The organism is Thioclava atlantica (assembly GCF_000737065.1).
Classification (GTDB): Bacteria; Pseudomonadota; Alphaproteobacteria; order Rhodobacterales; family Rhodobacteraceae; genus Thioclava; species Thioclava atlantica.
The window spans coordinates 146,720-165,858 of sequence record NZ_AQRC01000007.1; the positions used below are offsets into that span (position 1 = coordinate 146,720).

Sequence of the window (19,139 nt, forward strand, 5' to 3'; positions counted from 1 at the left end):
CGGTGCCCCTGCGCAAAGCCCGGGCCGGAGGCGGGTCGGCCTTGCCCCCCTGTCCTGCCTCGTGATTAATTCTTGCGCAAGCGGGGGCCGAAAGTAAGCCCCGATCTGTCACGGAGACCGCAAATGATCGAAACAGGCGAAAACGCGCCGGACTTCACCCTGCCCGCGACCGGCGGCAAGGGGTTCGAGACACTCGGAAATCTGATCACGAAAGACGGAAGCCTCACGCTGAGCGCCGCCCGCCCGCATCCGGTCGTCCTTTATTTCTACCCGAAGGACAACACGCCCGGCTGCACCACGGAAGCGCTCGATTTCACCCGCCTCGCGAAGGATTTCGCCGCGGAGGGCGTGGTGGTGATCGGCATCTCGAAGGACAGCCTGAAGAAACACGAGAATTTCTGCGCCAAGCACGATCTGGGCATCTATCTCGCTTCCGATGACGGCTCAGAGACCTGCGAGGCCTACGGCGCCTGGGCGGAAAAATCCATGTATGGCAAGACGTTCTGGGGCATCGTGCGTTCGACCGTGCTGATCGACAGGGATGGCAAGGTGGCGCGGGTCTGGCCGAAGGTCTCGGTCAAGGGCCATGCCGAGGAGGTTCTCGAGGCTGCCCGCGCGCTCGCCTGAGCGGCCGATGCGGCACGGTCAACTGCCCCTCTCGGGATCGTGACCGGCCCCCGGAAACCGCGTCGAAACCCGGCCGGCGCCCCTGTGGAAATAAGCAAGAAATCGCCTATCTCGTGCGTGTGAGGGAACTGCGCCACAAGTGGAGGGCAAAATCGGTTGCCCGGCACGCCCCCCCTTGCTAATCCCGATACAACCTTGGGCGGCTTTCTTATCCACAGGGACACAGAAGCCCTCGTCGCCCCCCGCTCTTCCGTGGCCCGTCGCCACCCTGACCCAATAACAAGACAGGATCGACCGGTTTGCCCAGACGCATTCTCGACCGCCTGAACACCCGCCTCGAGCGTTGGCTCCCCGAACAGCGGCTGTTCATGAAATCGGATAGCGCGACACGGTTCGTGAGACTCCGACCCCTCACACAGGCAAGCGTTCTGGCGATCGGCGCCGGGCTGTTCCTGTGGTCCACCGTGGCCAGCGCGATGCTCTTCATCGACGGGATCTCCTCGGGAAGCGCGGTCCAGAACGAACAGGTCGCCAAGCTGGCCTTCGAACGCCGCCTCGACGCGCTCTCGAAAGAGCGCGATGCCCGCGCCGCCGAAGCCCATGCCGCCCAGCAGCGCTTCCAGACCGCGCTCGAACAGGTCTCGAAGATGCAATCGACGCTGCTCGCCTCGGAAGAGCGCCGCCGCGAACTCGAGACCGGGATCGACGTGATCCAGTCCACCTTGCGGCGCACGATGGACGAGCGCGACACCGCGCGTCTGGCGCTCGCCAAATCCGAGGGCAAGGTCAAGAATGCCGGCCCGACGCAGGCCGCGCGCGCCGAGGACATGGCGAAAACCGTCGACATGCTGACCGCGGCGCTCGGCGAGACCGCGAAGGAACGCGACGCCGCCTCCGACGACGCCAAGTCCGCCCAGGTCGAGATGGACCGCATCGCGCTCGAGAAACGCCTTCTCGAAGAGCGCAACAACGAGATCTTCACCACCCTCGAAGGCGCCGTGAAGATCTCGATGGAGCCGCTCGACAAGGTGTTCAAGCAGGCGGGCATGGATCCCAACCATGTGCTGGCCGAGATCAAGAAGGGCTATTCGGGCACCGGTGGCCCGCTCACCCCGGTCGCGCTCTCGACCAAGGGCACGGCCGATCTCGACGGCGACACCGCACGGGCCGAAAGCATCCTGCGCAAGCTCGACGAGATGAACATGTATCGCATCGCGGTGGACAAGCTGCCCTTCGCGATGCCGGTGAAGTCGCATTTCCGCTTCTCCTCGCCCTTCGGCTGGCGGTGGGGCCGGATGCATGAGGGCGTGGACATGGCCGCGCCGATCGGCACCAAGGTCTACTCCCCCGCCGATGGCGTCGTCATCGCCGCCGAATGGGAGCGCGGCTATGGCAATATCGTCAAGATCCGCCACGGATTCGGCATCACCACCCGCTATGGCCACCTCAACAAAATCCGTGTGAAGGTGGGGCAAAAAGTGTCGCAAGGGGACTGGATTGCTGATATGGGCAATACCGGACATTCCACTGGGCCCCATCTGCACTACGAGATCCGCATCAGTGGCAAACCCATCAATCCGATGACCTTCATCAAGGCTGGTAAGAATGTTTTCTAAGTCGAAGATCCACGAACCCGGCCCCAAGGCCGATGGTGACAAGCCCAAAGCTCCCGAGGCTTCGTCCGCACCCGCGCGCACGTCCTCGGAGCATATGTCGAATGCGGCACCGCGTCCGAAGCCCTCGCCCTCGGTCCTTTCCACGGACCTGACGGTCACCGGGAACATCAAGACGACCGGCGACATCCAGATCGAAGGCACCGTAGAGGGCGACATCCGCGCCCATCTCCTGACCGTCGGCGAAAGCGCCACGATCAAGGGTGAAATCATGGCCGATGACGTCGTGGTGAATGGTCGTGTCGTCGGTCGCGTGCGCGGCCTGAAGGTCCGCCTGACCTCGACCGCCCGCGTCGAGGGCGACATCATCCACAAGACCATCGCGATCGAGAGCGGCGCGCATTTCGAAGGCTCGGTGCAGCGTCAGGACGACCCGCTGCAAAACGGCCAGGGCACTCCCAAACTCGCGCCCCCGACGGCCGAGGCTGCCCCGGCGCCCGCCGCCACGACCGAGAAGAAATAAGCCCCGGCAAGAGCCAGAGCGGATGAGGGCGGCCTCTCGAGGCCGCCCTTTTTCTTTGTCGCGCGGGTCTGACGTGAGGGGCGCTGCCCCTTGTCGCCTGCGGCCCTCGCCCCCCGCGGTCATTCGGTCAATATCGAAGACAACCCACAGGCGCTGGTGCGCGGCTTGGACGGAAAAAGAAAGTAGTGTCCGCAAATCGTGTTGGCCCTCTTCGTTTTTGGCATAAATGGCCAATATTATTCGGCTTCTAGAAAGAAGCCGAAATTGCATCAGCACGAATTTATCCAGTTCCTCACGCATTTTGATTTGCTGGCCCCTGCGCAGATTGAAAAAGCAAGAGCTCGGATTTCCGATGTTCGCAGGAGGAATGAGGCACTCGCTCAAATCGAGGGAGGTGGCGCTCGTGAATGTCCTCGCTGCGGTAGCGGCAAGCGCCTAAGATGGGACAAGATGCGCACGAATGTGCAGCGCTACCGTTGTGGTAGCTGTAAAAAGACCTTCACTGGACGCAATGGCACCCGGATTGCGCACATTCATCGGCCAGGACTGTTCTTTGATCGGTCAGGTTCAGGTTGCACCACGGATGAAGCGTATGACCCCAAGAAGGATGAGCCCGATTGGAATCCAGAGAAAAACACCCAGCAAGTAAAATCCCAGCGACCAAAGCGGGTAGATGTATTCGCCGACATCCATTCCTAAGAATAGGCATTCTTCAGGGCCTCTTGCCCATATCTTGCAGCCATTAAGCCGGGCAAGTTGAGCGACGAAGAAGCCGATGAGCCAAAGGCCAGCCGGCCAAAGAACCACTATTAAGGCGAGAGATGTGGAAACCCTGTCATTCTTGTCTTCCATGCCAACTGCCACCGAAATCTGGTTTAGTGGTGCATCAAGTTAGCCAGACGCCACGAAACCACAAGATGCCTTAAACAGACCCACACGATATGCAGACACTACCAAAAAGAAAGACGCGTCGCGTGGAAACCCACGGACGCGTCAGTCTGAAGGCGGGGCTTGAAGGGCCGAAAGCCCCCGCCCCGCCCGGGTTATTTCACCACCGTCTCGGGCCCCATCGCCATCGTCGGCAGCCAGGTCGAGAGGAAGGGGATATAGGTGATCAGGATCAGGAAGACGAAGAGCACCGCGAGGAAGGGCGCGGAGGCGCGCACCACCCGCATGATCGGCATCCCCGCCACGCCCGAGGTCACGAAGAGGTTGAGCCCAACCGGCGGCGTGATCATCCCGATCTCCATGTTCACCACCATGATGATCCCGAGATGGATCGGGTCGACGCCGAGCTCCATCGCGATCGGGAAGACCAGCGGCGCAACAATCAGGATCAGCCCCGACGGCTCCATGAACTGACCGCCGATCAGCAGGATCACGTTCACGATCACGAGGAACATGATCTTGCCCAGCCCCGCGCCCAGAAGGGCCTCGGTGATCTTCTGCGGGATCTGCTCGTCGGTAAGCACATGTTTGAGGATCAGCGCGTTGGCGATGATGAACATCAGGGTGATGGTCAGCTTGCCCGCCTCGAAAAGCGTGTCGCGCGTGCCGCGATGCCAGATCGCGGTGATCAGGGCCTGGGGCTTCTGCAGGAGCGAGGTTTTCGTCTCGCCCTGATCGAGCGGTCCCATGTCGCGATAGATGAAATTCGCCACGATCCAGGCATAGACAGCGGCCACGGCGGCGGCTTCGGTCGGCGTGAAGATGCCGCCGGTGATGCCGGGAATGCCGTAGAGGCCGATCATGATGATCGCGATCAGCATCAGCCCCCAGAACGCGTCCTTGAAGCTCGCCCAGACCTCGCCCCAGCCCAGCCAGTCGCCCTTCGGCAGGTTGCGGCGGATCGCGATGAACAGGATCGTCGCCATAAGCATGACGCCCGCGAGAAGGCCGGGGATGACGCCGGCGAGGAACATCCGGCCCACCGAAACATCGGTCGCCGAGGAATAAACCACCATCACGATCGAGGGCGGGATCAGGATGCCGAGCGTGCCGGCATTGCAGATCACGCCGGCGGCGAAGTCCTTGGAATATCCGACCTGCCGCATCGCCGCGATCACGATCGAGCCGATCGCGACCACGGTCGCGGGGCTCGACCCCGAAAGCGCGGCGAAAAGCATGCAGGCGAAGACTCCCGAGATCGCGAGCCCGCCGGGGAAATGCCCCACCAGGGCGATCGCGAAGCGGATGATGCGCTTGGCCACGCCCCCCGTCGACATGAAGCTCGAGGCGAGGATGAAGAAGGGGATCGCCAGGAGCGTCGCGTGATTGTCCATCGCGTCGAAGAGCGACTGCGCGATCGAGGCGAGCGAGGCGTCGGAGAAGATCAGCAGGAACAGCGTCGAGGCGAGGCCCAGCGATACCGCGATCGGCACGCCGAGCAGCATGAAGCCGATCACCATCGCGAAGAGAAAGAGGATATCCATGCCTCAGTCGTCCTTGTTCATATGGGCCACATCGGCCACCTGGTCTTCGGCCTCGTGGCTCACGATCAGCGCGGTGCGGTCGCCGCGCGCGATCCCGATCGTCGCCTGAATGAAGCGGATCAGCAGCAACAGCACGCCCACGGGCAGGATCACATAGGGGATGAAGCGGGGCAGCTTGTCATAGGCTTCGCCCTGATTGATGAGATTGCCGAAATAGACCGCGAGCGCATGCGCGAAGGGCACCTGGTCGGTCTCGTAGAAAGCGCGGTCGCGGGTGGCGACGAAACCGGTCGGGAACCAGCGCCCGCCCGTCTGCTCGAGCCCCGCAAACGGCGCCCAGTAATCCCAGGCCCCCTTGAGAAGAAGCACGGCATAGAGGATGCAAAGCGCCGCCGCGAACAGCCCCACGAGCCGGCGCGGGCCCGGTCGCAGCATGTTGATCACCGCATCGACCCCGAGATGCGCAGTGATCTTCACGGCATAGGACATGCCGAAGAGCACCAGCCATGCGAACAGGATCAGCGTGACCTCCAGCCCCCAGATCAGCGAGTCGTTGAAAATGTAGCGCAGGATCACATTGATGAAGGTGATCACCGTCATCACGCCGAGGATCAGCGCGATCATGGTTTCTTCGAAATGGTGGATCGCACGCGAGATACGCGACCGCGGCTCGTAGCCCTGCGACATGGGGATCTCCGTTCTAGCGTATGTGAAATGCGCGCGCAGTGTGTGGGGCTGCGCGCGCCGCGGAGCGGGCGGGGCAAGGGGGCCCGCCCGTCCGGTTCCGGTCAGTGCTTGGCGTTGATCGCCTGCGCCGCGTCGATGTTCGCCTGGCCCACATCATCGGTGAACTGGGCCCAGACGGGCTTCATCGCATCGACCCATTGCTGGCGCTGCTCGGGGGTCAGTTCGCGGATCGTCGCCCCGGTAGCGAGGATCGCCTGTTTCGAGTTCTCCTCGACCTCGTTGATCGCGGCGTTCCGCTCGACGGTGACATCGTGCAGGATCGAGGCGATCTGGTCGCGGATCGCGGGATCGAGGCTTTCCCACCAGTCGACGGAGGTCACCACCATGTAGTCGAGCAGGCCGTGATTGGTCTCGGTGATGCCGTCCTGCACTTCGTAGAACTTCTGGCCGTAGATGTTCGACCAGGTGTTTTCCTGACCGTCGACGACGCCGGTCTGCAGCGCGCCATAGACCTCCGAGAAGGCCATCGGCTGCGGGCTCGCGTCGAGCGCCTTCATCTGGGCGATCAGCACGTCGGAGGGCTGAACGCGGAATTTGAGGCCCTTCGCATCGCCCGGCACCAGAAGCGGCTTGTTGGCCGAGAACTGCTTGAGACCGGAATGCCAGAACTCGAGCCCCTGCAGGCCGCGGCGCACCATCTCGTTCTTCATCTTCTGGCCGATTTCCGAATTCTGGAACTCGTCCACCGCATCCATGTTCTTGAACATGAAGGGCAGGTCGAAGATGCGGTATTTCTTGGTGAAGGTCTCGAATTTCGACAGCGAGGGCGCGGCCATCTGCACGTCGCCCTGCAGCATCGCCTCGAGCACCTGGTCATCGTTGTAGAGGGTCGAGTTCGGATAGACCTCGACGCAGACCTTGCCGTCCATCTCCGCATTCACGCGCTTGGCGAACAGCGCCGCGGCGATCCCCTTGGGGTGTTTGTCGGCATTGGTGACATGGCTGAACTTGATGACCATTTCGCCATCGTCACAGCCTTCCGGATTGGCCATGGCGATCCCGGCCGAAGCCACGAGCGCAAGCGCCGAAATCGCGGCGGTAAACTTCTTCATTATGTCCTCCCAAGGTCAGTTCTTGCCGGTCCTCCCCGGCGTCCTCGACAGAAGAGGCACTGGGCGGAGGCTTTTCAACAGGTTCGTGAAGATCCCGTTACAACCAATATTTCCGTAGTTTTCTCAATCCCTTGCGCCACGAAGTTGAGGGCCGCGCATTTCAGCGCGTGCGAAATTCCGCACAGTCTCGACGAAGCGCGTGCGATTTTTCGCCTTGATGCGGGTTGCGCCCGACGCCCTTGGTGCGCGCCTATTTTCGGAAGTCCTCGGGCTTGAGCCCGTGCCGCGCGAGTTTGTCGTAGAAAGTCTTGCGCGGCAGCTTGAGCGCCGCCGCCGCCTCCGTCGCGCTGCCGCCCGCCTGTTCCAGCGCCTCGGCCAGAAGCGAGCGCTCCACCGCCGCCATGCGCCCGGCCAACCCGATTTCCGCCGCCGGGCTGGCCTGCGCCCCGTCGAGCCCCATCGCGAAGCGCATCGCCTCGGACATCAGTGCCCGCGCATTGCCGGGCCAGTCGCGCGCCATCAGCTGGGCGGTCAATTCGGGCGGGATCTCGGGCATGGGTCGATTCGACTGTTCGCAGGCGATCGCGACATAATGGCGAAAGAGCGCGGGGATATCCTCGGGCCGCTCGGAAAGCGAGGGGATGCGCAGCCTCAGCGCCTCGAGCCGCCAGTAGAGATCGGGATGGAAGCGCCCTGCCCGCGCCTCGCCGGGAAGATCGCGATAGGTGCCCGCGATCAGACGCGTCGCGGGGCGGGTTTCGAGAAGCTCGATCAAGGCGAACTGGGCAGGCCGCGGCAGGTCCGCCACCTCGTCGAGATAGAGCGTGCCGCCTTCGGCTTGGGCAAACCCCGCCTCCAGCGCCTCGACCCCGAGCCCGGCCGCGGCGAGTTTCACGAAGGGCCGCCGCGCGTTGGTGGACAGAAGGTGGATCACCTCGGCGAGCTTGGAATTGCCCGCCCCCGGCGCGCCGGTGATCAGCACCTCCGCCCCCGAGCGCGCGGCCTTGCGCGCCCCCTCGCGCAGCGCCTCCGCCACCGGGGACTCGCCCACAAGCATCCGCGCCGCCGCATCGCCGCGCTTGCCCGCCGCGCGCGAGAACCGCGCCTCCATCACCCGCGCACGGGTTTCGAGCGCTTTCTCAACAACGGCCAGCAAATCTTTCCCGGAACACGGTTTTTCGAGAAAGTCGAAAGCCCCGCGCGCCATCGCGCGCACCGCCATCGGCACATCTGCCTCGCCTGTTAGCAGAACCACGGGAAGCTCCGGATCGGCCTTCTGCACCAGATCGAGCAGCGCGAAACCGTCCTTGCCCGGCATCCTGATATCGGTCACCACGACCCCGTCGAAATCGGTCGAGATATGATCCTTGGCCTCGATATAGCTGCTCGCGAGCGTGGGCTTCAGCCCCGCCAGCTCCAGCGTCTGCCCGAGCGCCTCGCGCACCGCCCGATCGTCATCGACAAAGAGAACCCGGCGCATCATGCGATGACCTCGCCTTCCATGACCTCACGTTCCTTGGCCTCGCGCAGCTCCACGGTGAAGACCGCGCCGCCCCGCGGGTCGTTCTCGCCCCGCAGATTGCCGCCGAAGCCCTGCACGAGCCCATAGGAGATCGACAGGCCGAGGCCAAGCCCCTCGGAGGAGCCCGCCTCCTTGGTCGAGTAGAACGGATCGAAGATGCGCTCTGGATCGGCGATCCCGGGGCCCGTGTCGCGCAGCGTGAGCCGGACGATGTCGTCCTCGCGCGCGATGCGCACCGTCAGGCGCCGTTCGGGCTGTCCCTCCATCGCGTCGATCGCGTTCGAGATCAGGTTGATCACGACCTGGCTCAGCCGAACCTCGCCGCCCATCACGATCGCGGGGAAATCGGGACGCCGCCAGTCGACCGTCACCCCCGCGCGCTCGAGCCGCTGGTCGAGCATCTCGAGCGCGCTCTCGACCACCGCGGCAAGTCCGACCCGCGTCGCGGGCTCGCTCTCCTGCCGCGCGAAGGCACGCAGGTTGCGGATGATGCGCCCCATCCGACGCGCCATCGCCCCGATCTTGCCCAGCGTCTCGCCCGCCTCCTGCGCGCGACCGCGTTCGAGCAGCAGCTCCGCATTCTCCGCATAGGAGGAAATCGCCATCAGCGGCTGGTTGAGTTCGTGACTGATCCCCGCCGACATCTGCCCGAGCGCCGAGAGCTTGCCCGCCTGCACCAGTTCGGCCTGCGCCCGCCGGAGTTCCTCGTTCGCCGCGCTGAGTTCGGCGGTGCGCGCCGTCACCCGCGCCTCGAGCACCGCATTGGCCACGGCAAGCGCACGCCTTCGCTCCCACAGCGCGAAAAGCACCGCCCCCATGGCGAGAAACCCCGCCGCGGTCGAGAGCGCGGCGAGCCGGGCCGAGCGCAGGACGGGGGCGGCGGAGGCCAGCGCATGGCCCTGCATCTCGATCACCGGCAGGTCGCGCGAGACCTCGAGGCCGAGACCGCCGAGCGAGCCCGTCCCGGCCACCAGTTTCTGGCCGGCCAGATCATGGCTGCGCAATCGCAGCCCGTGGCTCACCGATCCGGCCGGATAGATCGCCGGATCGGGCTGCGCGCCCTCGGTGCTCAGCAGCACCAGATCCGAACGGTTGGCGAGAAAACTCACCCCGTCGGCATCGGTGAACCAGACCGGCACCGGGTTGCCGCGCCCCTCGGCCTCCACGTCGGAGGCCGCCAGGCGCAGCAGCACGATCCCCACCACGCCGCCCGCGCGAGAAAAGACCGGTGCGGCGAAGCTGAACAGCCGTCCACCGGTCGCCGGGTCGACGAAATGATCGAAGCCCGTCGCCCCCTGCGCAGCCCGACCGAGCGCGCGGCTCATCGGCAAGCGCGCGGGTGCGCCTTCCGGCCCGGCGAGAACGGCGCCACCGGGAGCGATCAGCCAGACATCGCGCGCGCCCGCATGATCGGCGAGACGTTGCAGCGTCAGGCTGACCGCGGCATCACGCCAAGCGCCGCTCGCGCGCCCTTCGGAGGCAAAACTTTCCGCCAAGGCCACTACATCGGGATGGTCGGCCGCGAGCACCGCCACCTCGCGGAACTGAAGGAGGGCCGCAACCAGACGATCGGACGCGAGCCGAAGGTCCGATGCCCCCTGCGCCGCGATCCGGTCAAGCCCGTCGCGCGCGGAGACACGCCAGACCCCGATCGAGGCGGCCAGTGTCAGCGCGATCCAGATGAGCAACACTGCGACCCGGCCCAGCATCGACGATCCTCCTGATCCCTTCCTGCGGCGAAGTGCGTATCAATGCAACCGGGACTTGCATAATGCAATTCCTTCGGGCCAACTGAACACCGCAAAACCGGAGCGCGTATGAAAGCCCTGTTCCAATCCCCGCTTGATCCCGCCTTCGTGCAAAATCCCTATCCCTTCTATGACCGCGTTCGACAAGCCGGCCCCTTTGCCGAATGGGGGGAATACGGCCTGCCCGTCACTGCCCGCGCCACGATCACCGCCGCGGCGCTGCGCGACCGCCGGCTCGGCCGCGAGGCACCGCCCGAATTCCAATTGGAGGTCCCGCCGCATCTCGAGCCCTTCTACGCGGTCGAACGGCATTCGATGCTCGAACTCGAGGGTCCGCGCCATGCCCGGCTGCGCAGGCTCGTCGCGAAGGCCTTCACCTCCGGCAGGGTCGCCGCGATGGAGGCGGAGATCGCCGCGCTGGTCCATCGCCTGATCGACGCGATGCCGGAGGACGGATGCGATCTGCTGGTCAATTTCGCCCAGCCCCTGCCCGTCATCGTGATCGCGCGGATGCTCGGCGTGCCCGAGATCGACGCCCCGCAGCTTCTCGCCTGGTCGCATGCGATGGTGCAGATGTATCAGGCGCGCCGCGACGAGGGGCATGAACGGGAGGCTGCGCACGCCGCGGCCGAATTCTCGGCCTATCTCGAGGCACTGATCGAGACGCGGCGCGCGGCCCCGGGTCCCGATCTGATCTCGGAGCTGATCAAGGTCGAGGAAGCCGGCGAGAACCTCACCCGCGAGGAGCTGATCTCCACCGTCATTCTGCTGATGAATGCCGGGCACGAAGCCACGGTGCATACGCTCGGAAACGCGGTGAAGACCCTGATCGAACAGGAGGTCTCCCCGCATTGGCTCGCGCCCGAACGGCTGGCCGGGACCGTCGAGGAGCTGCTGCGCTTCGATCCGCCGCTCCATCTCTTCACGCGCTGGCTCTACGAGGATGTCGAGTTCCAGGGCCAGGTGATCGAGAAAGGCACCCAGATCGGGTTGCTGCTGGCGGGGGCGAGCCGTGATCCCTCGGCCTGGGAAGATCCGGGCGTCTTCGCCCCTTCGCGCCCGGTGCGGACGAATTTCGCCTTCGGGGCGGGGACGCATTTCTGCATCGGCGCGCCGCTTGCGCGACTGGAATTGAGCGTGGCGATCCCGATCCTGGTCGAACGCCTCTGCGGGCTCGATCTGCCGCACCGCCCCCTCTATGCCGATCTCTACCATTTCCACGGGCTCGGGCGGCTCGATGTGACCTATTCGAAGCGCTAGAGCGGCAGGGCCGTCGTCGATTTCAGTTCTTCCATCGAGAGGAGCGCGGTGACGTTGTGGATCTTCACCTCCGAGATCAGCGCCTGGTAGAAGCGGTCATAGGCACGCGCATTCTCGACCCGGACCTTGAGGATGTAGTCGATATCGCCTGCGAGCCGGTGCGCCTCGAGCACTTCGGGCCGCGCACGCAGGGTCGCCAGGAATTTCTCCTGCCATTCGGCCTCGTGTTCGGAGGTGCGGATCAGCACGAAGAAACACGCGTCGAACCCGAGCGCTTCGGGATCGAGGATCGCCGTCTGCTTCCCGATCACGCCGGCCTCCCGCAGCTTGCGAATCCGGTTCCAGACCGGGGTCTTCGACGAGCCCACCTTGCGCGCGATCTCGTCGAGGGACTGGCTCGCATCCTCCTGCAGTTCCGCAAGGATTTTCCGATCCAGCGCGTCGATCCGTGCCGCCATTCCGCTTCTCCCCTGTGATTTGGACCGATGTCTCCCGGCCCCGTGTCGCGAGGGACGTTATTCCTTATTCGCACCGATATCTAGCGGATATGCAGAACTTTTTCCTATATTCAGCCGCAAGACAGGCGAAAGGAGAGCGACATGGCGGACACGATCACCACGCGCATCGGCGAAGTCATTCTCGCGGGTGCCGGTCCGGGCGATCCGGACCTTCTCACCGTGGCGGTGCTGCGCGAGCTGGGGCGGGCCGAGGTCATCCTGCACGATACGCTGGTGAGTGCCGAGATCCTCGCCCTCGCGCATCCGCAGGCGGTCGTAATCGAGACCGGCAAGACCGGCTTCGGCCCGTCGCGCCCCCAGCACGAGATCAGCGCCGCGATCATCGCCCATGCGCGCGCAGGCCGCCGCGTCTTGCGCCTCAAATCGGGCGATCCGGGGGTCTTCGGGCGGCTGGGGGAAGAGCTCGACGCGCTCGACGCGGCGGGTATCGGCTATCGCGTCCTGCCGGGCATCACTGCCGCTTCCGCCGCCGCGGCCAGCCTCGGACAAAGCCTGACCGAACGCGGACGCAACCGCGAATTGCGGCTGATCACCGGGCATGACGCGCAGGGTCTAGCCGAACAGGACTGGTCCGCGCTTGCCCGCCCCGGGGCGGTGGCCGCGATCTACATGGGCAAGCGCGCCGCGCGCTTCGTTCAGGGCCGCCTGCTGATGCATGGGGCGCCTGCCGAGACCCCCGCCACCGTGATCGAGAACGCCTCGCGCCCGGACCAGACGATCCGCCCCGCGACGCTCGCCACCCTGCCCCAAGTCACGCAAGAGGCCGAGGGCCCCGCCGTGATCCTGCTGGGCCTCGCGCCGCGCGACGCCCGCCAAAGCCTGAAGGAGATCGCGCTATGAGCCGCAAATTCATCCCCGGCGTGATCAGCGCCAACGACCTGCGTGAAGGCCATGTGGTCTACATGAACGATGCGGGCCGCTGGGTGCTGCGCCTCTCCGATGCCGCCTATCTCGACGATCCGGTGATCGCCGAGATGTGGCTGAGCATCGCCAATGCACAGACCGACCGCGTGGTGGGAGCCTATCTCGCCCCCGCGACGCTGGGCCCCAACGGCCCCGAACCCGCCCATTTCCGCGAGGCCTTCCGCGCCTCCGGCCCCTCGATCGAGATCCCCGGGAGCTGAGCGATGTTCCAACCCTCCGAGTTCGACCGCGCCGCGATCCGCGCGCGCGCGGCCCAGTTTCGCGCCCAGGTCCAGCGCCGCCTCGATGGCAGCCTGACCGAGGACGAGTTCAAACCGCTGCGCCTGATGAACGGGCTCTATCTGCAGCTTCACGCCTACATGCTGCGCGTCGCGATCCCCTATGGCACGCTCTCGGCCACGCAGATGCGCCAGCTCGCGATGATCGCCGAACGCTGGGATCGCGGCTATGGCCATTTCACCACCCGGCAGAACGTCCAGTTCAACTGGCCCCGGCTGGTCGATGTGCCCGAGATGATCGACGCGCTGGCCGATGTGGGGATGCACGCGATCCAGACGAGCGGAAATGCGATCCGCAACACCACGACCGACGCCTTCGCGGGCGCGGCCGCGGACGAGATCGCCGATCCCCGACCTTACGCCGAGCTGATCCGGCAATGGTCCACCGATCATCCCGAATTCCAGTTCCTGCCGCGCAAGTTCAAGATCGCGATCAATGGCGCGCGCGCCGACCGGGCCGCGATCCGCGCTCACGACGTCGGGCTGCAACTGGTCGAACGCGAGGGAGAGTTCGGGTTTCGGGTCTTCGTGGGCGGTGGCCTGGGGCGCACGCCGATGATCGGGCGCGAGTTGCGGGCGTTTCTGCCCGCGCGCGATCTGCTGCCTTATCTCGAGGCGGTCGTGGCGGCCTGGAACCTCGCCGGACGGCGCGACAACAAGTACAAGTCGCGCATCAAGATCACCGTCCATGAGCTTGGGATCGAACGGTTTTCCGAGCTGGTCGAGGCCGAGTTCCGGGCCCGCCGCGCGGATTTCAAGGGTGCGGATCAGGATATCCTCGCTGAACTCGAGGCGCAATTCGCCCCGCCCGTCCTGCCCGCACGCGACAGTGCCGGTTACGATCGGGCGCTTGCGGTCGATCCGCTCCTGCGGGCCTGGGCCGCACGCTCCGTCACTCCGCATCGCAACCCCGATTACGCGGTGGTCACGGTCAGCCTGAAAGAACACGGCGCACCGCCGGGCGATGCGAGCGCGGCGCAGATGCGCCTGCTCGCCGATCTGGCCGAACGCTACGGGCAAGCCGAACTGCGCATCAGCCACGAACAGAATGTCGTCCTGCCCCATATCGCGAAGGCCGATCTGCCCGTGCTTTTCGAGGTCTTGCGCAAGGGGGGGCTGGCCACTGCCAATATCGGGCTGATCTCGGACATCATCGCCTGCCCCGGCATGGATTACTGTGCGCTCGCCACGGCACGCTCTATCCCGCTGGCGCAACAGATCGCGACCCATTTCCGCGATCTCGGGCTGGAGGAGGAGATCGGCGCGCTCAAGATCAAGATCTCGGGCTGCATCAATGCCTGCGGCCATCATCACCTGGGCCATATCGGCATTCTCGGCCTCGACCGGGCGGGGGTGGAGAATTACCAGATCACGCTCGGCGGAGACGCGAGCGAGACGATGGCGCTCGGCGATCGCGCCGGCCCCGGCTTCGCCTATACGGAGGTGATCCCGGCGATCGAGCGCCTGCTGCGCGCCTATCTCGAGCTGCGCGACGCGCCCGGGGAGAGCTTCCTCGACACGCTCCGCCGGCTCGGCGCCGCGCCCTTCAAGGATGCCCTGTACCAGGAGACCCAACGCCATGCCGCTCAGTGACGGGATCGATATTGCCGACCGCGTGGCCGGGCTCAACGCGCGCTATCGCCACCATGCCGCGACCGCGGTGATGGAACGCGCCCTGCGCGATCCGGAGGTGGGCGAGGTGGCGCTGGTCTCCTCCTTCGGGGCGGAATCGGTCGTGCTGTTGCACATGGTCTCGGTGATCGCGCCCGGCACGCCGGTCCTGTTCATCGACACAAGGATGCTCTTTCCCGAGACGCTCGCCTATCAGCGTGAGGTCGCGCGCGCCCTGGGTTTGACGAATGTGCAGCTGATCCGTGCCGCCGACGCCGAGATCGCCCGCAAGGACCCCGATGGGCATCTGCATCAAAATGACGCGGATGCCTGCTGTGCGCTGCGCAAGGCCGCCCCGCTCGAGCACGCGTTGGAGGGATATGACGCCTGGATCACGGGGCGCAAACGCTTCCAGGGCGGCGAGCGCGCCGTGCTCGATTTCTTCGAGGTCGAGACGGCGGGCCGGATGAAGATCAACCCGCTCGCCCACTGGGACAAGAACGATCTGCAGGAGTACATCACCGAGAACCGGCTGCCCCGGCACCCGCTGGTCGCACGCGGCTACCCCTCGATCGGCTGCGCGCCCTGCACCTCGCCAGTCAAGCCGGGCGAAGACGAGCGCGCGGGCCGCTGGCGCGGCGCGGCCAAGTCCGAATGCGGCATCCATTTCATCGGCGGCAAACCCGTCCGTGTGAAAGACGCCGCGCAAGAGACTGACAAGAAGGAGAAAGTGGCATGAGCGTGATCGTTCGTGACGACGGCTTCCATCCGGAGGATTTCTCGGGGGAGGCGCTCGACATCCTCCCCGAGGCCGATGCCGGTCACCTGCCCGCGCTCATCGCGGGCGCGGAGCTGGTGCGGGTGATCTTCCCGAGCTTTTCCGACGGGCGCGGCTTCACGCTGGCGCGGCGCATCCGGGCGATGGGCTTCACTGGGCGGCTGCGCGCGACCGGCCCGCTGATCGCCGATCAATATGCGATGGCGCGGCGCGTGGGCTTCGACGAGGTCGAGATTCCCGACGAGATGGCCGCGCGCCAGCCCAGCCCGCAATGGCTCTTCCGCGCCGACTGGGCCGCGCATGACTACCGCGCCCGGCTCGCCGGCTGAGCCTTTCCCCCGCCCCGTTTTCCCGTTAGAACCGCCCGCGAGAGAACGCAGGTTTGAGCCAGATCAAGGTGCCGCCTCGGGGCGAGCCCCTATCGAGTTCGGACCATTGCGCGACGCGGCCGCACCCGGCCCGAGGACCCAGAGATGAACGAGAGAGTCGTGACCGAGAGCCCCAAGGCAAAGACCCTTCCCGACGCCCAGACCGTGACCGAGGTCACGCATTGGACCGACCGGCTGTTTTCCTTCCGCGTGAGCCGGCCGCAGAGCTTGCGCTTCCGCTCGGGCGAGTTCGTGATGATCGGGCTGATGGGCGACAATGGCAAACCGCTGCTGCGCGCCTATTCGATCGCCTCGCCGAACTGGGACGAGGAGCTCGAATTCTACTCGATCAAGGTGCCCGACGGGCCGCTCACCTCGCGGCTCCAGCATATCCGGCCCGGAGACCAGATCATCCTGCGCCCGAAACCGGTGGGTACGCTCGTGCTCGATGCGCTCTTGCCCGGCAAGCGGGTGTGGTTCCTCGCGACCGGCACCGGCATCGCCCCCTTCGCCTCGCTGATGCGCGACCCCGAGACCTATGACAAGTTCGAGGAGGTGGTGATGATGCATACCTGCCGGACCGTCGAGGAGCTGGAATATGGCCGCAAGCTGGTGGAGGACCTCGTCAACGACCCGCTGATCGGCGAGATGGTCGAGGGCAAGCTGAAATACTACCCGACCACGACCCGCGAGGAATTCCACCACATGGGCCGGATCACCGACAATCTCGAGAACGGCAAGGTGTTCAAGGATCTCGGCATCGCTCCGATGGATGCCGAGCACGACCGCGCGATGGTCTGCGGCTCGCTCGCCTTCAACAAGGATGTGATGAAGGTGCTCGAGGGCTTCGGTCTGCGCGAAGGCGCGAATTCAGAGCCACGCGAATATGTCGTCGAGAAGGCCTTCGTCGGCGACGGGATCTGAGCGCGGACAGGGGGCACTGCCCTGATCGCCCGATGACGGCAAATAATGTCCGAGTAGGGGGCGCTGCCCCCTCGGCGCGTCCGCGCCTCACCCCCGGGATATTTGGAGCATTTGGAAGGGGGAGCCCCTTCGCGATGTCGATCTGGCGCAGATGATCCTGCGGAACAGGCGGGGACGCCGGTGACCCTCAGGGCCGTAGGCACCCGGCGTGGCCGGGTGTTCCATCTCGGATCTGCACGAATATCCCGGGGGTGAGCGGCGCGCGCCGCAAGGGGGCAGCGTACCCGCTTCCGACCCTCGTGCCCCAGCGTCATTTGGGCGCAGCGCTTGGGGGCGCCCGCTTTCGTTGTTATCTTGGCTGAATACACAGGAGCCCGAGATGACCCGCCACCAGCTGCCCCATTCCTTCCGAGAACACGTCGCCGATGGCGTCGTCCATGTGCTGGGCGTCGTCTTCGCCGTGGCCGGGGTGAGCGCGCTCATCGTCTGGGCCTCGCTCGCGGCTCCTCCCGGGCGGATCTGGCCGCTTGCGGTCTACAGTGTCGGGCTGATCGCCTCCTTCTCGCTCTCGGCGGCCTATAACCTGACGCTTCACGCCCCCACGCGCGCCATCCTGCGCCGCTTCGATCATGCCGCGATCTACCTGCTGATCGCGGGCACCTACACGCCGATGGCGCTGATCGGGCTCGGCGGCACCGCCGGCTGGGTGCTGAGCGCGACGGTCTGGGGACTTGCGACGATCGGGATCGTGATGAAGCTCGGCTTCTTCCACCGCGCCGAGCGGCTGGGCTTCGTGCTCTATCTCGCGATGGGCTGGCTCGGGATGATCGCGGTGTGGCCGCTGGTCTCCGCCCTGCCCCTGCCCGCGCTCGTGCTGCTGGTCGTGGGCGGGGTGACCTATACGGTGGGCACGATCTTCTACCAGATCGACCGCATCCCGTTTTCGCGCGCGATCTGGCATGTCCATGTGCTCGCCGCCGCCGCGACCCATTACGCGGCGGTGATCGTGATCTCCCACTGAGACCCTAGAGCGGCTCGATATCGCCCGCGTCGCGCATCGCGTGGAACTCGGCCACGAAGCGCGCAAGCTCGCCCTCGGCGATCGCCGCGCGCAGACCTGCCATCAGTTCCTGATAGTAATGCAGGTTGTGCCAGGTCAGCAGCATCCCCGAGATCATCTCGCCCGCGCGGTAGACATGGTGCAGATAGGCGCGCGAGTAGTTGCGGCAGGCCGGGCAGGTGCAGTTTTCGTCGAGCGGGCGCGGGTCGTCCTGGTGGCGGGCATTCTTGATGTTGACCTGCCCGCGCCGGGTCCAGGCCTGGCCGGTGCGCCCCGAGCGCGAAGGCAGAACGCAATCCATCATGTCGATGCCGCGCTCGACCGCGCCGACGATATCGTCGGGCTTGCCCACGCCCATCAGGTAGCGCGGCTTGTCCTGAGGCAGCATGCCAGGCGCGTAATCGAGCACGCCGAACATGGCCTCCTGTCCCTCGCCCACGGCGAGACCGCCGACCGCATAGCCCTCAAATCCGATTTCCTTGAGTTTCTCGGCACTTTCCTCGCGAAGCTCACGCGTCACGCCGCCTTGCTGGATGCCGAAAAGCGCATGTCCCGGACGGTCGCCGAACGCGTCGCGCGAGCGTTGCGCCCATCGCATCGAGAGCCGCATCGACTTCGCGACCTCCTCATCGGTGGCGGGCAGCGCGGGGCATTCGTCGAAGGCCATCACGATATCCGAGCCCAGCAGCTTCTGGATCTCCATCGAGCGCTCCGGGGTGAGCAGGTGCTTTGAGCCGTCGACATGCGAGGAAAAGCGCACGCCCTCCTCGGTCAGCTTGCGCAGGCCCGCGAGGCTCATCACCTGGAACCCGCCGGAATCGGTGAGGATCGGCTTTTGCCAGTTCATGAACTTGTGCAGCCCGCCCAGCCGCGCCACGCGCTCGGCGCCCGGGCGCAGCATCAGGTGATAGGTATTGCCCAGCAGGATGTCGGCGCCCGTCGCGGCCACGCTCTCGGGCATCATCGCCTTGACGGTGGCGGCGGTGCCCACGGGCATGAAGGCCGGCGTGCGGATCTCGCCGCGCGGGGTCGAGATCGTCCCGGTACGCGCGCGCCCATCCGTGGCGGTGAGGCTGAAGCTGAATCTGGTCATCGGGCTCTCCTTCGGCCCGGCTGATAGACCCGATCGCTCCGAAAGAAAAGCATCTCGCTCG

19 protein-coding genes are annotated in these 19,139 nt (G+C 65.5%); 12 read left to right on the forward strand and 7 right to left on the reverse strand.

Annotated features, from left to right (window positions below):
* The first annotated feature begins 123 nt into the window (after positions 1–123).
* The 4 genes from DW2_RS10520 to DW2_RS19750 all read left to right on the forward strand — a co-directional run bounded on the left by DW2_RS10520 (position 124) and on the right by DW2_RS19750 (position 3,462).
* Positions 124–627: a peroxiredoxin gene (locus DW2_RS10520; RefSeq protein ID WP_038146153.1), complete on the forward strand. Its 504-nt coding sequence runs from the start codon at positions 124–126 to the stop codon at positions 625–627.
* Between the two features lie 299 nt (positions 628–926).
* Positions 927–2,243 (forward strand): M23 family metallopeptidase, encoded by a 1,317-nt coding sequence (locus tag DW2_RS10525; RefSeq protein ID WP_038146155.1) that lies wholly within the window; start codon positions 927–929, stop codon positions 2,241–2,243.
* The gene (locus DW2_RS10530; protein ID WP_038146157.1) at positions 2,233–2,763 is read left to right on the forward strand and encodes a bactofilin family protein; all 531 of its coding nucleotides are present in this window, start codon (positions 2,233–2,235) and stop codon (positions 2,761–2,763) included. Before DW2_RS10525 ends, DW2_RS10530 begins: the two co-directional genes overlap by 11 nt.
* Before the next feature lie 201 nt (positions 2,764–2,964).
* The gene (locus DW2_RS19750) at positions 2,965–3,462 is read left to right on the forward strand and encodes an IS1/IS1595 family N-terminal zinc-binding domain-containing protein (protein WP_156102948.1); all 498 of its coding nucleotides are present in this window, start codon (positions 2,965–2,967) and stop codon (positions 3,460–3,462) included.
* A 344-nt stretch (positions 3,463–3,806) separates the two neighbouring features.
* Here DW2_RS19750 and DW2_RS10540 read toward each other — a convergent pair whose 3' ends face one another.
* From DW2_RS10540 to DW2_RS10560, 5 genes are all read right to left on the reverse strand, one after another.
* Entirely contained in the window at positions 3,807–5,195 is a 1,389-nt protein-coding gene (locus DW2_RS10540; RefSeq protein ID WP_038146159.1) for a TRAP transporter large permease, read from the reverse strand.
* A gap of 3 nt (positions 5,196–5,198) precedes the next feature.
* The gene (locus DW2_RS10545; RefSeq protein WP_038146162.1) at positions 5,199–5,882 is read right to left on the reverse strand and encodes a TRAP transporter small permease; all 684 of its coding nucleotides are present in this window, start codon (positions 5,880–5,882) and stop codon (positions 5,199–5,201) included.
* 101 nt (positions 5,883–5,983) lie between these two features.
* Positions 5,984–6,994 carry a TRAP transporter substrate-binding protein gene (locus tag DW2_RS10550; RefSeq protein ID WP_038146163.1) on the reverse strand — a complete coding sequence of 337 codons (1,011 nt, stop codon included), beginning with the start codon at positions 6,992–6,994 and terminating at the stop codon, positions 5,984–5,986.
* Between the two features lie 250 nt (positions 6,995–7,244).
* Entirely contained in the window at positions 7,245–8,477 is a 1,233-nt protein-coding gene (locus DW2_RS10555) for a sigma-54-dependent transcriptional regulator (RefSeq protein WP_038146164.1), read from the reverse strand.
* Positions 8,474–10,225 carry an ATP-binding protein gene (locus DW2_RS10560; protein WP_038146166.1) on the reverse strand — a complete coding sequence of 584 codons (1,752 nt, stop codon included), beginning with the start codon at positions 10,223–10,225 and terminating at the stop codon, positions 8,474–8,476. Before DW2_RS10560 ends, DW2_RS10555 begins: the two co-directional genes overlap by 4 nt.
* Positions 10,226–10,333: 108 nt before the next feature.
* Between DW2_RS10560 and DW2_RS10565 the strand changes: the two genes are divergently transcribed.
* Entirely contained in the window at positions 10,334–11,524 is a 1,191-nt protein-coding gene (locus tag DW2_RS10565) for a cytochrome P450 (protein ID WP_038146167.1), read from the forward strand.
* Here DW2_RS10565 and DW2_RS10570 read toward each other — a convergent pair.
* A complete protein-coding gene (locus DW2_RS10570) occupies positions 11,521–11,982 on the reverse strand; it encodes an Lrp/AsnC family transcriptional regulator (protein WP_038146168.1) in 462 nt (153 codons plus the stop codon). The two genes, DW2_RS10565 and DW2_RS10570, sit on opposite strands and share 4 nt — an antisense overlap.
* 141 nt (positions 11,983–12,123) lie before the next feature.
* On the opposite strand from DW2_RS10570, the gene cobA reads away from it, so the two are divergent.
* The 7 genes from cobA to trhA all read left to right on the forward strand — a co-directional run bounded on the left by cobA (position 12,124) and on the right by trhA (position 17,946).
* The gene (gene cobA, locus DW2_RS10575; protein ID WP_038146169.1) at positions 12,124–12,882 is read left to right on the forward strand and encodes a uroporphyrinogen-III C-methyltransferase; all 759 of its coding nucleotides are present in this window, start codon (positions 12,124–12,126) and stop codon (positions 12,880–12,882) included.
* The gene (locus DW2_RS10580; RefSeq protein ID WP_038146172.1) at positions 12,879–13,166 is read left to right on the forward strand and encodes a DUF2849 domain-containing protein; all 288 of its coding nucleotides are present in this window, start codon (positions 12,879–12,881) and stop codon (positions 13,164–13,166) included. The genes cobA and DW2_RS10580 overlap by 4 nt, the downstream gene beginning before the upstream one ends.
* Positions 13,167–13,169: 3 nt before the next feature.
* A complete protein-coding gene (locus DW2_RS10585) occupies positions 13,170–14,837 on the forward strand; it encodes a nitrite/sulfite reductase (protein WP_038146174.1) in 1,668 nt (555 codons plus the stop codon).
* Positions 14,824–15,594, forward strand: coding sequence for a phosphoadenylyl-sulfate reductase (locus tag DW2_RS10590; protein WP_038146177.1), 771 nt, complete (start codon positions 14,824–14,826; stop codon positions 15,592–15,594). Before DW2_RS10585 ends, DW2_RS10590 begins: the two co-directional genes overlap by 14 nt.
* On the forward strand, positions 15,591–15,962 hold the full coding sequence (locus DW2_RS10595) for a DUF934 domain-containing protein (protein WP_038146179.1): 372 nt from the start codon (positions 15,591–15,593) through the stop codon (positions 15,960–15,962). The genes DW2_RS10590 and DW2_RS10595 overlap by 4 nt, the downstream gene beginning before the upstream one ends.
* A gap of 144 nt (positions 15,963–16,106) precedes the next feature.
* A complete protein-coding gene (locus DW2_RS10600) occupies positions 16,107–16,925 on the forward strand; it encodes a ferredoxin--NADP reductase (RefSeq protein WP_038146180.1) in 819 nt (272 codons plus the stop codon).
* 379 nt (positions 16,926–17,304) lie between these two features.
* Positions 17,305–17,946 (forward strand): PAQR family membrane homeostasis protein TrhA, encoded by a 642-nt coding sequence (gene trhA / locus DW2_RS10605; RefSeq protein ID WP_038146182.1) that lies wholly within the window; start codon positions 17,305–17,307, stop codon positions 17,944–17,946.
* A gap of 4 nt (positions 17,947–17,950) precedes the next feature.
* On the opposite strand, the gene tgt is transcribed toward trhA, so the two are convergent.
* Entirely contained in the window at positions 17,951–19,078 is a 1,128-nt protein-coding gene (tgt, locus tag DW2_RS10610; RefSeq protein ID WP_038146183.1) for a tRNA guanosine(34) transglycosylase Tgt, read from the reverse strand.
* Between the last annotated feature and the right edge of the window lie 61 nt (positions 19,079–19,139).

Bases quoted from the DNA above. Each gene is read 5' to 3' on its own strand.
- DW2_RS10520 (WP_038146153.1), top strand. From the start codon at position 124: ATGATCGAAACAGGCGAAAACGCGCCGGACTTCACCCTGCCCGCGACC.
- DW2_RS10530 (WP_038146157.1), top strand. From the start codon at position 2,233: ATGTTTTCTAAGTCGAAGATCCACGAACCCGGCCCCAAGGCCGATGGT.
- DW2_RS10540 (WP_038146159.1), bottom strand. From the start codon at position 5,195: ATGGATATCCTCTTTCTCTTCGCGATGGTGATCGGCTTCATGCTGCTC.
- DW2_RS10545 (WP_038146162.1), bottom strand. From the start codon at position 5,882: ATGTCGCAGGGCTACGAGCCGCGGTCGCGTATCTCGCGTGCGATCCAC.
- DW2_RS10550 (WP_038146163.1), bottom strand. From the start codon at position 6,994: ATGAAGAAGTTTACCGCCGCGATTTCGGCGCTTGCGCTCGTGGCTTCG.
- DW2_RS10555 (WP_038146164.1), bottom strand. From the start codon at position 8,477: ATGATGCGCCGGGTTCTCTTTGTCGATGACGATCGGGCGGTGCGCGAG.
- DW2_RS10560 (WP_038146166.1), bottom strand. From the start codon at position 10,225: ATGCTGGGCCGGGTCGCAGTGTTGCTCATCTGGATCGCGCTGACACTG.
- DW2_RS10565 (WP_038146167.1), top strand. From the start codon at position 10,334: ATGAAAGCCCTGTTCCAATCCCCGCTTGATCCCGCCTTCGTGCAAAAT.
- DW2_RS10570 (WP_038146168.1), bottom strand. From the start codon at position 11,982: ATGGCGGCACGGATCGACGCGCTGGATCGGAAAATCCTTGCGGAACTG.
- cobA (WP_038146169.1), top strand. From the start codon at position 12,124: ATGGCGGACACGATCACCACGCGCATCGGCGAAGTCATTCTCGCGGGT.
- DW2_RS10580 (WP_038146172.1), top strand. From the start codon at position 12,879: ATGAGCCGCAAATTCATCCCCGGCGTGATCAGCGCCAACGACCTGCGT.
- DW2_RS10585 (WP_038146174.1), top strand. From the start codon at position 13,170: ATGTTCCAACCCTCCGAGTTCGACCGCGCCGCGATCCGCGCGCGCGCG.
- DW2_RS10590 (WP_038146177.1), top strand. From the start codon at position 14,824: ATGCCGCTCAGTGACGGGATCGATATTGCCGACCGCGTGGCCGGGCTC.
- DW2_RS10595 (WP_038146179.1), top strand. From the start codon at position 15,591: ATGAGCGTGATCGTTCGTGACGACGGCTTCCATCCGGAGGATTTCTCG.
- DW2_RS10600 (WP_038146180.1), top strand. From the start codon at position 16,107: ATGAACGAGAGAGTCGTGACCGAGAGCCCCAAGGCAAAGACCCTTCCC.
- trhA (WP_038146182.1), top strand. From the start codon at position 17,305: ATGACCCGCCACCAGCTGCCCCATTCCTTCCGAGAACACGTCGCCGAT.
- tgt (WP_038146183.1), bottom strand. From the start codon at position 19,078: ATGACCAGATTCAGCTTCAGCCTCACCGCCACGGATGGGCGCGCGCGT.